Source organism: Micromonospora sp. NPDC007271, assembly GCF_040634005.1.
In the GTDB taxonomy this organism is placed as follows: Bacteria; Actinomycetota; Actinomycetes; order Mycobacteriales; family Micromonosporaceae; genus Micromonospora.
The window spans coordinates 1-14,192 of the sequence record NZ_JBEYER010000007.1; the positions used below are offsets into that span (position 1 = coordinate 1).

The following is a 14,192-nucleotide window of genomic DNA, read 5'->3' on the forward strand; positions in this document are numbered from 1 at the left end:
GGTGGGCGGACTGCACGGGCTGTCGACGGCGTACCTGCGGCGGCACTTCGACGAGCCCAGGGCAGCGCCGCGCTGCGGCCGGCCGAGCGGACCCGGCCGACCGGCGCGCCGGCGCCGCGGCTGCGGGTCGCCCCGCCGCCGCCGGTGTCCGTGCCGCGGGCGCCGTTCGTCGGCCTGATCCTGGTGCTGGTGGTCGGCGGGGTGCTCGGCATCCTCGCGGTCAACACGAAGATCAACGAGAACGCGTTCAAGCTGAGCGAGCTGCAGGATCAGCAGGCCAAGCTCGACGTCGACCAGCAGCAACTGGAGAAGGAGATCGCCGAGCAGAAGGAGCCGGGCAACCTGACCGCCAACGCCCGCAAGCTCGGGCTGGTCGAGCCCGGCGGGCTCGCGTACATCCGGCTGCCGGACGGAAAGGTGATCGGTGTGCCGCACCCGGCGCAGGACGCGCCGGCCATCACCAGCCAGCAGGGCAACGGAGGCTGAGCGGTGCCGCCGAGATCGGAGGAACCGCGCCGGGACGCCACGGGCTCCCGGCGCGGCGCGTCCCCGGGCGGTCGGGGTGCCGACCCCCGCTCCGGCGAGCCGGGCATCGGCGGCATCTCCGACGCGCGGGCGTACACGCCGCGGGGGCGGACCGTCCGGGACGGCGGCGGCACCGGGCAGCGGCGTATCCCGCGCAGTAGCCGCTCCGGCGATCCGTTCCGTCCGGCGTTGCAGGTGCTCGACGGCGGCCGGGCCGGGGCGACCCGGGCCGGCCGCCGGGAGACCGCGGAGGGGCACGAGAGCGGCCGGGCCGGCGCCGCCCGTGCCGGCCGCCGGGAGACCGCCGGGGGTCGGGCCCGCGCGGTGCGGACCGTCTCGGGGCGTCCGGTGCGGGAGCCCTTCGACGACGACGAGGCGCCGCCGCGGCGCCGCCCGGGGCCGCGCCGGCCCGAGCGGCCGGCCGCGGCCCGCCGGCCGGTGCGCAAGCCGCGCCGCCCGCCGCGGCTCGCCGACCCGCGCCGCCGGCTGCGGCTCGGCACGCTGCTCGCTCTCGTGCTGTTCGCCGGCATCGGCATCCGGTTGGTCGTCCTGCAGACCGTCACCACCCCGGCGTACGCCGACGGCGGGCTGCCCGCCCGGGTGGTCGCGGTCGAGCTGCCGGCCCCCCGGGGGGCCATCTACGACCGCACCGGCGCCCCGCTCGCGCACAGCGTCGAGGCGCGCTACGTCTACGCCGACCCGACCCTCGTCAAGGACCGGTTCGCCACCGCCCGGCAGCTCTCCCCGCTGCTCGGGCTGCCCGCCTCCGACCTGGCGGAAAAGATGAGGCCGCGTACCCTGCCGGGCACCAGCACCCCGTCCCGCTTCGCGTACCTGGCCCGCGGCGTCGACATCGACAAGGCCAAGCAGGTCATGGCGCTGGACCTGGCCGGCATCCGGGTGCACCGGGACGAGCGGCGCGAGGTGCCCGGCGGCGATCTGGCCGCCAACCTGGTCGGCTTCGTCAGCCCGGACATGACCGGGCTGGAGGGCCTGGAGGCGAAGTACGACGACCTCCTGGAGGGCCAGCCGGGCAAGAAGACGTACGAGGTGGGGCAGGGCGACCTGGCGGCGCCGATCCCGGGCGGCTACAGCCAGACGACCCTGGCGAAGCCGGGCAGTTCGCTGCAGCTCACCATCGACCGTGACCTCCAGTACCAGACCCAGCGCATCCTCTCCGCCCAGCTGGCCCGGACCCGGGGCGGCGTCGGCGCCGCGGTGATCATCGAGATCCCCTCCGGCGAGGTGCTGGCCCAAGCGAGCTACCCCGGCTACAACGCGGCCTACCCGGAGAAGGCCCGACCGGCCGACCGGGAGGACGCCGCCACCAGCTTCGTGGTCGATCCCGGTTCGGTGCACAAGGCGATCACCTTCGGGGCGGCGCTCCAGGAGGGGGTGATCACCCCCGACACCGCCTTCCCGGTCAGCAACACGATCACCAGGGGCGACACGACCTTCGAGGACACCCACCCGGCCAACGGGCGGCGGATGAGCCTTCCGGGCATGCTCGCCTTCTCGTCCAACGTCGGGACCATCGAGATCGCCGGCAAGCTGGGCCGGGACCGCCTGATCGACTACCAGAAGCGGTTCGGGCTGGGGCAGCCCACCGGCGAGGGCATGCCCGGGGAAGCCTCCGGGCGGCTGCTCCCCGCCGACGAGTGGAGCGACTCGTCGTACGGGTCGGTGCCGATCGGGCACAGCGTGGACGCCACCCCGTTGCAGATGGCCGCCGCGTACGCCGCGATCGCCAACGACGGCACGTACGTCCAGCCGCACCTGGTCAAGGAGGTGATCGGCCCGGACGGCAAGCGGACGCCGGCCGCCGCCCCGGTCACCCGGCCGGTGCTCAGCCCGCAGAACGCGGCCGCGCTGCGCCGGATGCTGGAGGCGGTCACCACGGTCGACAACGGCCCGTACGAGCGGGCCACCGGCCTGGCCGCCGCCGTACCCGGCTACCGGGTGGCCGGCAAGACCGGCACCGGGTTGCGGTACGTCGACGGCAAGCGCCAGCCCGGCGCGGTCGGCTCGTTCATCGGAATGGCGCCGGCCGAGAAGCCGAGGTACGTGGTGGCGGTCTTCGTCTGGAGCCCGGGCGGGGAGGGCGGCACGGTGGCCGCGCCGGCCTTCCGGGAGATGATGGGCTTCACTCTCGCCCACTACCGGGTGCCGCCGTCGACGACCGATCGGTCCCCCAAGTTTGAGGTCTTTCCGCACTGACCGGGCACGGAGGGACATCATCGGTGAGTGGCGACAAACCACCGGGGCGGCTGTACGCTCGGGACCGGACGACCGGGTAGGGTCTGACGCCGTGCCCGGCAATCCGCGTCCCCGTACCGTGAATCGCGTCCGGCTCGGCGACCTCGCCGCCCGGGTGGCGATCGCCCCGCCGGAAGGCGCCGAGGTGGCCGTCACCGGGGTGACCCACGCCAGCCAGGAGGTTCGGCCCGGCGACCTCTACGCGGCCCTGCCCGGCACCCGCCGGCACGGCGCGGAGTTCGCCGCCGCCGCGGCCGAGGCCGGCGCGGTGGCCGTGCTCACCGACCCGGCCGGCGTGGCGCTGGCCGCAGCCACGGGCCTGCCCACCCTGGTGGTCGACGACCCGCGGGCGGTGCTCGGCGACGTCGCCGCCACCGTCTACGGCGACCCGACGGCCGGCCTCACCGTGATCGGCGTGACCGGGACCGCCGGCAAGACCTCGACCAGCTACCTGATCGAGTCCGGGCTGCGCGCCGCCGGGCACACCACCGGCCTGATCGGCACCGTGGAGACCCGCCTCGGCGACCTGGTGATCGACAGCGTCCGGACCACGCCGGAGGCGACCGACCTGCACGCCATGCTCGCCGTGGCCCGGGAGCGCGGGGTCGACGCGGTGGTGATGGAGGTCTCCAGCCACGCCCTGGCCATGGGGCGGGTCGGCGGGGTGCGGTTCAACGTCGGCGGCTACACCAACTTCGGCTCCGACCATCTGGACTTCCACGCCGACGAGGCGGACTACTTCGCCGCCAAGGCGAAGCTCTTCGACGGGCGTTGCCAGATCGAGGTGCTCAACCACGACGACCCGGCGCTGCGGCCGCTGTTCAAACCGGCCACGGTCAGCTACTCGGCGGCCGGCGACCCGGCCGCCACCTGGTGGGCCGACGGCGTGGCGGGCGAGGGGTACGCCCAGCGCTTCACCGTGCACGGCCCGGACGGGCTGACCCTGCCCACCGGCGTGGCGCTGCCCGGCCGGCACAACGTGGCCAACGCCCTGCTCGCCATCGCCACCCTGGTGGCCGCCGGGGTCGATCCGGCCACCGCCGCGGCCGGGGTGGCCTCCTGCGGCGGGGTGCCCGGGCGGCTGGAGCTGGTCAGCGGCGACGCCCCGGTGCTCGGCGTGGTCGACTACGCGCACAAGCCCAACGCCATCGAGGCGGTGCTGGCCGCCCTGCGGGGGCTGGCCAGCGGCCGGCTGATCTGCGTCGTGGGCGCCGGCGGCGACCGGGACCGGGGCAAGCGGCCGGTGATGGGCGAGGTCGCCGCGCACGGTGCCGACGTGGTGCTGGTGACCGACGACAACCCGCGCACCGAGGACCCGGCCGCGATCCGGGCCGAGGTGCTGGCCGGGGCGTACGCGGCGGACGCCGGTGCGCGGGTCATCGAGGCGCCCGGCCGGCGGGTCGCGATCGAGGAGGCGGTCCGGGTGGCCGAACCGGGTGACATCGTCGCGCTGCTGGGCAAGGGCCAGGAACGCGGCCAGGAGATCAACGGCGAGGTGCTGCCGTTCGACGACCGGGTGGAGTTGGCGGCGGCGCTGCGCGCCCGGTTCGGCGACCTGGTGAGGCAGCCATGATCCCGCTGACGTTGGCCGAGGTGGCCGCGGCCGTCGACGGGCGGCTGGCCGCCGCCGAGCCGGACGTCCGGGTCACCGGCTCGGTCGAGTTCGACTCCCGCAAGGTCGGCCCGGGTGGGCTCTTCGTCGCCTTCCCCGGCGAGAAGGTGGACGGGCACGACTACGCCGCCGCCGCCGTGGCGTCGGGCGCGGTGGCCGTGCTCGGCACCCGGGAGGCGCCCGGCGTGCCGATGGTGCTGGTCGCCGACGCGCTCGACGCGATGGGGCGGCTGGCCCGCACGGTGGTCGACCGGCTCCCGGGGCTGACCGTGATCGGGATCACCGGCTCCTCCGGCAAGACCACCACCAAGGACCTGATCGCCCAGCTCACCGTCCGACTCGGCCCGACCGTGGCGCCGCCCGGCTCGTTCAACAACGAGCTGGGGCACCCGTACACCGCGTTGCAGGCCGGCCCGGAGACCCGATATCTGGTCATGGAGAAGGGCGCCCGCGGGGTGGGGCACGTGCGCTACCTGTGCGAGGTGGTGCCGCCGCGTATCTCGGTGGTGCTCAACGTCGGGGTCGCGCACCTCGGCGAGTTCGGCTCGGTGGAGACCATCGCCCTGGCCAAGGGGGAGCTGGTGGAGGCGCTGCCGGCCGACGGCCTGGCCGTGCTCAACGCCGACGACCCGCTGGTCGACGCGATGGCCGCCCGCACCGAGGCCCGGGTGGTCCGGTACGGCGAGTCGGAGCGGGCCGACGTGCGGGCGCGGGACGTGTCGCTGGACGAGCGGGGACGGGCGTCGTACACCCTGGTGACCCCGGAGGGGAGCGCGCCGGTGCGGCTCGGGCTGGCCGGGCGGCACCAGGTCTCCAACACCCTGGCCGCCGCCGCGGTCGCCCGGGAGCTGGGGATGCCCCTGGCCGACCTGGCCGCCGCGCTGGGTGAGCTGGGCCTCGTCTCGACCCGGCGGATGGACGTGTTCGAGCGCCCCGACGGGGTCACCGTGATCGACGACTCGTACAACGCCAACCCGGCCTCGATGGCGGTCGCGCTGCGGGCGTTGGCCAGCATGCGGGGGTCGGGGCGTACTGTCGCGGTGCTCGGCTACATGGCCGAGTTGGGCGACTTCGAACTCCAGGGGCACCAGCAGGTCGGCCGGCTCGCGGCCGAGCTGGGCGTCGATCGGCTGCTCGTGGTGGGCGAGCCGGCGGCGCCGATCCATGAAGGCGCCACAGCGGTAAGTGACTGGGGAGGAGAGTCGGTGCTGCTCACCGATCAGGCGGCGGCCGTCGAGGTGCTGCGGAGCGAGCTACGTCCGGGTGACGTGGTCCTGGTGAAGGGCTCCCGGTACCGCACCTGGGAGGTGGTCGACGCGCTGCGCGCGGACGCCACCGAGGGGGCTGCTTCATGAGGGCGGTGATCGTCGCCATCGGGGTCGCCTTCCTCATCTCGCTCTTCTGCACCCCGATCGCGATCAAGGTGTTCGCCCGGCTGAAGGCCGGCCAGCCGATCCGATCAAACCTCGGGCTCGCCAGCAATGAGGGCAAGAAGGGCACGCCGACGATGGGCGGCGTGGTCTTCATCCTGGCCACGGTGATCGCGTACGTCGCCGGCCACCTGGCCCTGACCACTCTGCCGGACGCGCAGATCGCCCAGGTCGAGCCGACCATCACCGCGTTGGTGCTGCTGGGGCTGATGGTGTTCTCCGGCGCGGTCGGCTTCATCGACGACTTCCTCAAGGTCCGCAAGCGGCACAGCGGCGGCCTGAACAAGCGCGGCAAGCTCGCCGGCCAGATCCTGGTCGGCGCGATCTTCGGCGTGGTGGCGCTCTACTTCCCCAGCAACATGTACGGCCCGGAGGGCAACCGGACCAACGCCGAGACGGTGGGCAGCACCACGCTGAGCTTCATCCGGGACATTCCGGCGCTGGAGATCGGCAAGATCGGTGCGGTGATCGTCATCGTCCTGGTGGTGATGGCGGCGACGAACGGGGTGAACCTCACCGACGGCCTGGACGGCCTGGCCACCGGCGCGTCGGTGATGGTGCTCGCGGCGTACGGGCTGATCGCGTTCTGGCAGTACCGGCACTGGTGCGCCGACCCGAACTACACCGAGGCGTACTGCTACACCGTCCGCGACCCGCTGGAGATCGCCCTGATCGCCGGCGCGGCGGCCGGCGCCTGCGTCGGTTTCCTCTGGTGGAACACCTCACCGGCCCGGATCTTCATGGGCGACACCGGTGCGCTCGGCCTGGGCGGCCTGATCGCCGGCATGGCGATGTCCACCCGGACCATCCTGCTGCTGCCGATCATCGGTGCGCTGTTCGTGATCATCACGATGTCCGTGGTGATCCAGATCATCTCCTTCCGCACCACCGGCAAGCGGGTGTTCCGGATGTCGCCGCTGCAGCACCACTTCGAGCTGGCCGGCTGGAGCGAGGTCAACATCGTGGTCCGGTTCTGGATCATCGCCGGCATCGGTGTGGCCATCGCGCTGGGCCTGTTCTACAGCGAGTTCCTCGCCGCCGTCAGCTGAGCGCCGCCGACCGGGCCGCCCGCCTCGAACAGCGCCCGAAAGGGGTCCCGGCCGTCGGCCGGGACCCCTTTCCGTGCCCCGACACGCCGACCGGGCGGTTGGGCCACGGGCGGGCGGGTCGACCCGCGATGATGAGCGGGTGGGGGAGGGACGAGAAACCGAGGGCACCACCGGCACGCCGGCCCGCCGGCCGTCCGCGTCGCCGCGGACGGCGGACCCACCGGCCCCGCTGCTCGGCTGGGACGCCGCCGGCGGCCTGGCCGCGCTGCGCGGGCTGCTGGCCCGGCCGCTGGCCTCCTACTACCTGCTGCTCTCCAGTGCCGGCCTGTTGCTGCTGATCGGCCTGACCATGGTCTTCTCGGCGACCAGCGTGCGGGACTACGCCGACAGCGGCGACGCCTCCGCCACCCTGGTCAAACAGGCGATCTACGCGGTGATCGGCATCGTGGCGTTCTGGGCCTGCCAGCGGCTGCCCGCCCGCACCTTCCGGGCGCTGGCCCGGCCGGCGCTCGGCGTGGCGGTGGTGCTGCTGCTGATCCTCAACCTGCTGGGCGCGCTGGAGGCGCTGTTCCGGGTCGAGTCGATCGGCCCGCTCGAGGCCAGCCTGCTCGGGCTGCACCTCGGCCCGATCTCGGTGCAGCCCGCCGAGGTGGCCAAATTCGCACTGGTGCTCTGGGGCGCGCACGTGCTGGCCCGTAAGGGGGCCACGCTGGGCTGGTGGAAGGAGTTGGCGACCCCGCTCTTCCCGGTGGTCGGCCTGCTCTTCGTGCTGGTCGGCTACAACGACCTGGGCAGCATGATCTGCCTGTTGGCCCTGGTGGTCGGCCTGCTCTGGGCGGCCGGCGTGCGAATGCGGGTGTTCGCCACCCTGTCCGCGGTCGGCCTGCTCGGCGTCGGCCTGCTGGTCGCCGCCGCGTCGCTGGGGGCCGGCTCCGGGTCGCGTGACGCCGACAACTACCGGCTGGGCCGGCTCACCTCGTTTGTGAACCCGCCCGACCCGAAGACCTGCTTCGAGGAGGAGTTGCAGTACTGCTACCAGCTCGTGCAGGCCCGGTACGCGGTCCAGCACGGCGGCTGGTTCGGGGTCGGGCTGGGCAAGAGCACCTTCAAGTTCGGCTGGCTGCCCGAGGCGCACAACGACTTCATCTTCGCGATCATCGCCGAGGAGTTGGGCGTGGTCGGCTGCACCGTGATCCTGGTGCTCTTCGCCGTGCTGGCGTACACCGGGCTGCGGATCGCCCGGCGGGTGGAGGACCCGTTCCGCCGGCTCGCCGCCGCCGGGGTCACCGCCTGGCTGGTCGGCCAGGCCGTGATCAACATCGGTGGCGTGGTCGGGCTGCTGCCGCTGACCGGCGTACCGCTGCCGTTCATCTCCGACGGCGGCAGCGCGCTGGTCGTGACCCTCGCGGCGGTCGGCATGCTCGCCTCGTTCGCCCGCGCCGAGCCGGATGCGGCCCGAGCCCTGCATGCCCGTCCACCCGCCCGATGGGTCCGACTAGTCTGGGCCCCGTTGCCGCCGCTTCCCGGCCGGCGCCGCAGACCGGCGTCGCCACCGTCGGACCGAGGGTCCGTACCCCGGTCCCGGGTGCGGCGGGCCGACGACCAGGCCGCAGCCCGCGGCCCCCGGCCGGGCCGGACGCGCGCCGGCACGGCGAGCGAGAGGAGACGCTGATGGGTCCGCTGCGTTCGGTGGTGCTCTGCGGAGGGGGTACGGGTGGCCACATCTACCCGTTGCTGGCCTTCGCCGACTGCCTGCGCCGACACGACCCGAGCGTCCGGATCACCTGCCTCGGCACACCGAAGGGCCTGGAGAACGAGCTGATCCCGCCGGCCGGCTACGACCTGCGCCAGATCCCGGCCTACCAGCTGCCCCGCTCGATCAACATGAGCCTGGTCCGTACCCCGGACCGGATGTGGAAGGCGGCCCGCGCGGCGGGCAAGGTGATCGACGAGGTGCGGGCCGACGTCGTGGTCGGCTTCGGGGGGTACGTCTCGGTGCCCGGTTACCTGGCCGCGTGGCGGCGCGAGCTGCCGATCGTGATCCACGAGGTGAACGTGCCGCCGGGCGTGGCCAACCGGCTCGGCATGAAGTTCACCAAGCACGTCGCGGTGGGCTTCCCGCACCAGCCGGCGCAGGCGGAGTCGCTGCGCGACGCCCGGGTGGTCGGGGTGCCGCTGCGCCGGGGCATCGCCGGCCTGGACCGGGCCGCCGTGCGCAACGCCGCCCGGGCCCACTTCGGTCTCCGCCCCGACCTGCCGGTGCTCTTCGTCGCCGGCGGCTCGCAGGGCGCCCGCTCGATCAACCTGGCGGTCTCCGGGGCGGCCAAGGAGCTGGCCCGCAACGGGGTGCAGGTGCTGCACGTGATCGGCGCGCGCAACGAGCCGGTCCCCATCCCGACCGACCTGCCGGTGCCGTACGTGACCCTGCCCTACCTGTCCGAGATGGAGCTGGGCTACGCCGCCGCCGACCTGATGCTGGCCCGGGGCGGCGCGATGACCTGTGCCGAGGTGGCGGCGATCGGCCTGCCCACCATCTACGTGCCGTACCCGCACAGCAACCAGGAGCAGAAGCGCAACGCGCTGCCCGTGGTGGAGGCCGGCGGCGGGCTGCTCGTCGACGACGGCGAGCTGACCCCGGCCTGGCTGGAGGGCACCGTGATCCCGCTGGTCCGGGACCCGCAGCGGCTGGCCGCGATGGGCGCCGCCGCGGCCGCGTACGGCCGGCGCGACGGCGACGTGGCCCTGCTGAACTTCGTCTACGAGGCGGTGGCCAGGTGAGCGCGAGGAGCGAGCTTGCGAGCCCCGCGGTCGCGAACCCTGACCGCACCATGACGTTTGCCACCGCGACGGGAAGGCGCCTCTCATGAACACCGCGCAGTTCACCCCCGCCGGCACGATGACCGCGGAGGATCTGGGCCGGATCCACCTGATCGGCGTGGGCGGGGTCGGCATGAGCGGGCTGGCCCGGCTCTTCCTCACCCGGGGTCTGCCGGTCTCCGGCAGCGAGCTGCGGGAGTGGCCTTCCCTGGCCGGCCTGCGGGCGCTGGGCGGCACCATCCACATGAGCCACGAGGCGTCCAACCTGGACGGCGTGGACACGGTGGTCTACTCCTCGGCGATCCCACAGGACCACCTGGAGATGGTCGAGGCGCGCCGGCGCGGGCTGCGGGTGCTGCACCGGTCCGAGGCCCTCGCCGCGGCGATGACCGGCCGGCGGACGGTGGCGGTGGCCGGCACGCACGGCAAGACCACCACCACCTCGATGGTCACCATGGTGCTCCAGCAGGCCGGCACCGACCCGTCCTTCGTGATCGGTGGGGAGATCTCCGAGGTCGGCTCCGGCGCGCACCACGGCACGGGTGAATACTTCGTGGTCGAGGCGGACGAGAGCGACCGCTCGTTCCTCATCTACCGCCCGTACGTCTCGATCATCACGAACGTCGAGGCGGATCACCTCAACACCTACGGCGACCTGGCCTCCCTGGAGGCGGCGTTCGCCGACTTCGCCCGGCTCACCGACCCCGAGGGGTTCATCGTCACCTGCGCCGACGATCCGGGCGGCCGGCGGCTGGCCGAGACGCTGCGCGCCGAGGGGCGCCGGGTCTGGACGTACGGCGAGTCGCCCGACGCCGACCTGCGGCTGAGCGGGACGGCCTCGTCCGCCCAGGGGGTGCGTTACCTGGCCGAGATCGAGGGCCGGTCGCTGGGCGAGATCCGGCTGCCGGTGCCGGGGCGGCACATGGGGCTCAACAGCGCCTCCGCGGTGCTCGCCGCGTACCTGCTGGAGCTGCCGGTCGAGGCGGCCGAGGCGGCGCTGGGTGCCTTCCCCGGCGTCCGGCGGCGCTTCGAGCGCAAGGGCGTCGCGGACGGCGTGCTGGTCTACGACGAGTACGCGTACCACCCGACCGCCATGACGCTGGCCCTGCAGACGTTGCGCGAGGTGGCCGGCGAGGGCCGGCTGATCGTGGTCTTCCAGCCGTACCGGCTCTACCGCACCCGCGACCTCCAGGCGGAGATCGCCGCCGCCCTCGGTATCGCCGACGAAGTGGTGCTGCTGGAGGTGTTCGGCCCGGGCGAGCTGCGCCAGCCGGGCGAGGGCTCGGTGGCGCTGATGGAGGCGGTGCCGCTGCCGGCCGACCGGAAGGTCTTCGTCGACGCGTGGGATGACGTGCCGGCCGAGGTGGCCCGCCGGGCCCGGCCCGGCGACGTCGTGGTGACCATGGGCGCGCCGCCGATCTCGCTGATGGGCGACCAGCTGCTCGACGCCCTGCTGGCCCGTACCGTCGGGGCGGGCGACGCGGCGGGGGTCGGCACCGGCGTCGGTCCGGACGGCGCGGCGGCCACGGCCGGATGAGCCCCGGTCCGGCCCGCGGCCGGACGCCCGGGCAGGACGGCGGGGCCGGCCGGCGCCACCCGGTACGGCGGTGGCAGCTGGTCCGTGCCGGCGCGGACGCGGTGCCGCCCTCCACCCGGCGGTTCATGGCGCGGGCCCGGCAGCGCCGGATGCGCGCGGCGCTGCCCTGGGCGGCCACCGTCGCCGTGCTCGCCGTCGCCGGGATGGTCGCCTGGACCCTGCTCGGCACCGGCCTGTTCGGCGTGCGGGAGGTACGGGTGGTCGGCGCGGAGCTGGTCACCCCGGTCGAGGTACGCGAGGCGGCCGCCGTCCCGGACGACGCTCCGCTGGCCCGGGTGGACCTGGCGGCGACGGCCCGGCGGGTGGGCACCCTCGCCCCGGTGGAACGGGCCACGGTGGCGCGGGACTGGCCGGACGCCCTGGTGATCCGGGTGGTGGAGCGGACCCCGGCGGCGGCGGTCCCACAGGGCGACGGGTACGCGGTGATCGACCGCACCGGGGTGGTCTTCCGGACCGTGCCGCGGGCCCCGGACGGGCTGGCGGTGATCCGGGTCGGCCGGCCGGCCCCGGACGATCCGGGCACCCGGGCCGGGCTGGAGGTGCTCGCCGCGCTCAGCCCGCAGCTGCGCGCCGAACTGGTCGCCGTGGACGTCGCCGGGCTGGCCCGGATCAGCCTGCGGCTGCGGGGCGACCGGACGGTGGTCTGGGGCGACGCCACCCGGGGCGCGGACAAGTCCAAGGTGGCCACCGCGCTGCTCGGTCGCAAAGCCGACACGATCGACGTCAGCGCCCCGGACGTGGTCACCTTCCGGTGACCGGCCGGCCAGGAACGTGACCCGTCCCGCTCCGGCCGGCGACACGCCGAAAGGGTCCTTGGCTCATCGCGCGGCGGCGCATACCTTGCCCCGAAGAGATCAGTGGTTGACATTGCCCTAAGCCTCTAGTAGAGGGTGAGGGTTTCGGTCGTCGGCCTCGCTGGGCAATGCCCCTCCGCTGGTCCGGCCAAGCCGTGTGGGGTCGGCCCATGCCAATCTCGAAGGGAAAGGACCGGAGATGACACCTCCGCACAACTACCTGGCGGTCATCAAGGTCGTCGGCATCGGGGGCGGCGGCGTCAACGCCGTCAACCGGATGATCGAGGTTGGGCTCAAGGGCGTCGAGTTCATCGCGATCAACACCGACGCGCAGGCGCTGCTGATGAGCGACGCCGACGTCAAGCTCGACGTGGGCCGGGAGCTGACCCGGGGGCTGGGCGCCGGCGCGAATCCGGACGTCGGCAAGAACGCCGCCGAGGACCACCGCGACGAGATCGAGGAGGTGCTCAAGGGCGCCGACATGGTCTTCGTGACCTGCGGCGAGGGCGGCGGCACCGGCACCGGCGGCGCGCCGGTGGTGGCGAACATCGCCCGCAAGCTCGGCGCGCTCACCATCGGCGTGGTCACCCGACCGTTCTCGTTCGAGGGCAAGCGCCGCCAGGTGCAGGCCGAGGCGGGCATCGAGGAGCTGCGCAACCAGTGCGACACGCTCATCGTCATCCCGAACGACCGGCTGCTCGCGCTGGGCGACCGCAACATCTCCATGATGGACGCCTTCCGCACCGCCGACCAGGTGCTGCTCTCCGGTGTCCAGGGCATCACCGACCTGATCACCACGCCCGGTCTGATCAACCTGGACTTCGCCGACGTCAAGAGCGTGATGAGCGGCGCCGGCAGCGCGCTGATGGGCATCGGCAGCGCCCGGGGCGAGAACCGCGCCGTGGAGGCGGCCGAGGCGGCCATCTCCAGCCCGCTGCTGGAGCAGAGCATGGACGGCGCCCGCGGCGTGCTGCTCTCCATCGCCGGCGGCTCCGACCTGGGCCTGTTCGAGATCAACGACGCCGCGCAGCTGGTCACGGACGCAGCGCACCCGGACGCCAACATCATCTTCGGCGCGGTCATCGACGACGCGCTCGGCGACGAGGTGCGGGTGACGGTGATCGCGGCGGGCTTCGACGGGGGCGCGCCCGCGTACAAGGCGGTCGAGCCGGCCCGCAAGACCAACCAGAACCAGCCGGCCCAGCCGAACGCGCCGGTCAGCCCGCCGGCCACCATGCCGGCCCCGCAGCAGTCGCCGCGTCGGGTGCTCTTCGACGACGTCGACGTGCCGGACTTCCTCAAGAACGGGTCCTGAGCCGTACCGATGACCGACACACCTGCCCCGGTGCGACCCGATCGTCGCGCCGAGCTCGCGGCCGGGCTCGCCCGGGTCCGTACCCGCATCGCCGACGCCTGCGCGGCCGCCGGTCGGGACCGTGGCGAGGTGACGCTCGTCGCGGTGACCAAGACGTACCCGGCCGGCGACGTGGTGGCCCTCGCCGGGCTCGGCGTGACCGACGTGGGGGAGAACCGCGACCAGGAGGCGGCGCCGAAGGCCGCCGAGGTGGCGGCGGCCGGGGCGATGCCCCGTTGGCACTTCATCGGCCAGCTGCAGCGCAACAAGTGCCGCTCGGTGGTCCGGTACGCCGACGTGGTCCAGTCGGTCGACAGCGTGCGGCTCGCCGTCGCCCTGGACGCCGCCGCCGCAGCAGCCGGCCGGGACCGGTCGCTGGAGGTGCTGGTGCAGGTGAGCATCGACGGCGACCCGGCGCGGGGTGGGGCGCTGCCCGACTCGGCGGACCCGGACCGGGGGCTCGACCCGGTGGCCGCGGCGGTGGCCGACGGCGGGGCGCTTCGCCTGGGCGGGCTGATGGCGGTGGCTCCGCTGGGCTGGGAGCCGGAACGCGCGTTCGCCCGGCTGGCCGAGGTGGCGCAGCGGTTCCGCGACCGGTACCCGGAGGCGGCGGCGCTCTCGGCCGGGATGAGCGGCGACCTGGAGAGCGCGATCGGGTACGGCGCGACACATGTCCGCGTCGGGAGCGCGTTGCTCGGAATGCGTCCCACGCTGCGGTAGCCTGACCGCGAGAGAAGCAAATTACATCAGTGTGGTTA

Annotated in this window: 11 protein-coding genes; all 11 read left to right on the plus strand. The window is 74.0% G+C overall.

Annotated elements, in window-relative coordinates:
* On the plus strand, positions 1-486 hold a 486-nt coding region (locus ABZ570_RS04390; RefSeq protein ID WP_358056683.1), incomplete at its 5' end, for a hypothetical protein.
* 3 nt (positions 487-489) lie between these two features.
* On the plus strand, positions 490-2,742 hold the full coding sequence (locus tag ABZ570_RS04395; protein ID WP_358056685.1) for a penicillin-binding protein 2: 2,253 nt from the start codon (positions 490-492) through the stop codon (positions 2,740-2,742).
* A 91-nt stretch (positions 2,743-2,833) separates the two neighbouring features.
* The gene (locus ABZ570_RS04400) at positions 2,834-4,354 is read left to right on the plus strand and encodes a UDP-N-acetylmuramoyl-L-alanyl-D-glutamate--2,6-diaminopimelate ligase (RefSeq protein WP_358056687.1); all 1,521 of its coding nucleotides are present in this window, start codon (positions 2,834-2,836) and stop codon (positions 4,352-4,354) included.
* Positions 4,351-5,748, plus strand: a complete 1,398-nt coding sequence (gene murF, locus ABZ570_RS04405) for a UDP-N-acetylmuramoyl-tripeptide--D-alanyl-D-alanine ligase (protein ID WP_358056689.1) — start codon at positions 4,351-4,353, stop codon at positions 5,746-5,748. Before ABZ570_RS04400 ends, murF begins: the two co-directional genes overlap by 4 nt.
* A complete protein-coding gene (gene mraY / locus ABZ570_RS04410) occupies positions 5,745-6,872 on the plus strand; it encodes a phospho-N-acetylmuramoyl-pentapeptide-transferase (RefSeq protein ID WP_358056691.1) in 1,128 nt (375 codons plus the stop codon). The genes murF and mraY overlap by 4 nt, the downstream gene beginning before the upstream one ends.
* A gap of 256 nt (positions 6,873-7,128) precedes the next feature.
* Positions 7,129-8,544 (plus strand): putative peptidoglycan glycosyltransferase FtsW, encoded by a 1,416-nt coding sequence (locus ABZ570_RS04415; RefSeq protein WP_358056849.1) that lies wholly within the window; start codon positions 7,129-7,131, stop codon positions 8,542-8,544.
* Complete coding sequence (murG, locus tag ABZ570_RS04420) at positions 8,544-9,650, plus strand: undecaprenyldiphospho-muramoylpentapeptide beta-N-acetylglucosaminyltransferase (protein WP_358056693.1); 1,107 nt, start codon at positions 8,544-8,546, stop codon at positions 9,648-9,650. The genes ABZ570_RS04415 and murG overlap by 1 nt, the downstream gene beginning before the upstream one ends.
* Positions 9,651-9,735: 85 nt before the next feature.
* The gene (gene murC / locus ABZ570_RS04425; RefSeq protein ID WP_358056695.1) at positions 9,736-11,226 is read left to right on the plus strand and encodes a UDP-N-acetylmuramate--L-alanine ligase; all 1,491 of its coding nucleotides are present in this window, start codon (positions 9,736-9,738) and stop codon (positions 11,224-11,226) included.
* Positions 11,223-12,041 carry an FtsQ-type POTRA domain-containing protein gene (locus ABZ570_RS04430; RefSeq protein WP_358056697.1) on the plus strand — a complete coding sequence of 273 codons (819 nt, stop codon included), beginning with the start codon at positions 11,223-11,225 and terminating at the stop codon, positions 12,039-12,041. Before murC ends, ABZ570_RS04430 begins: the two co-directional genes overlap by 4 nt.
* Positions 12,042-12,279: 238 nt before the next feature.
* Positions 12,280-13,395 carry a cell division protein FtsZ gene (gene ftsZ, locus ABZ570_RS04435; protein ID WP_358056699.1) on the plus strand — a complete coding sequence of 372 codons (1,116 nt, stop codon included), beginning with the start codon at positions 12,280-12,282 and terminating at the stop codon, positions 13,393-13,395.
* Between the two features lie 9 nt (positions 13,396-13,404).
* A complete protein-coding gene (locus ABZ570_RS04440; RefSeq protein ID WP_358056701.1) occupies positions 13,405-14,154 on the plus strand; it encodes a YggS family pyridoxal phosphate-dependent enzyme in 750 nt (249 codons plus the stop codon).
* Positions 14,155-14,192 lie beyond the last annotated feature (38 nt).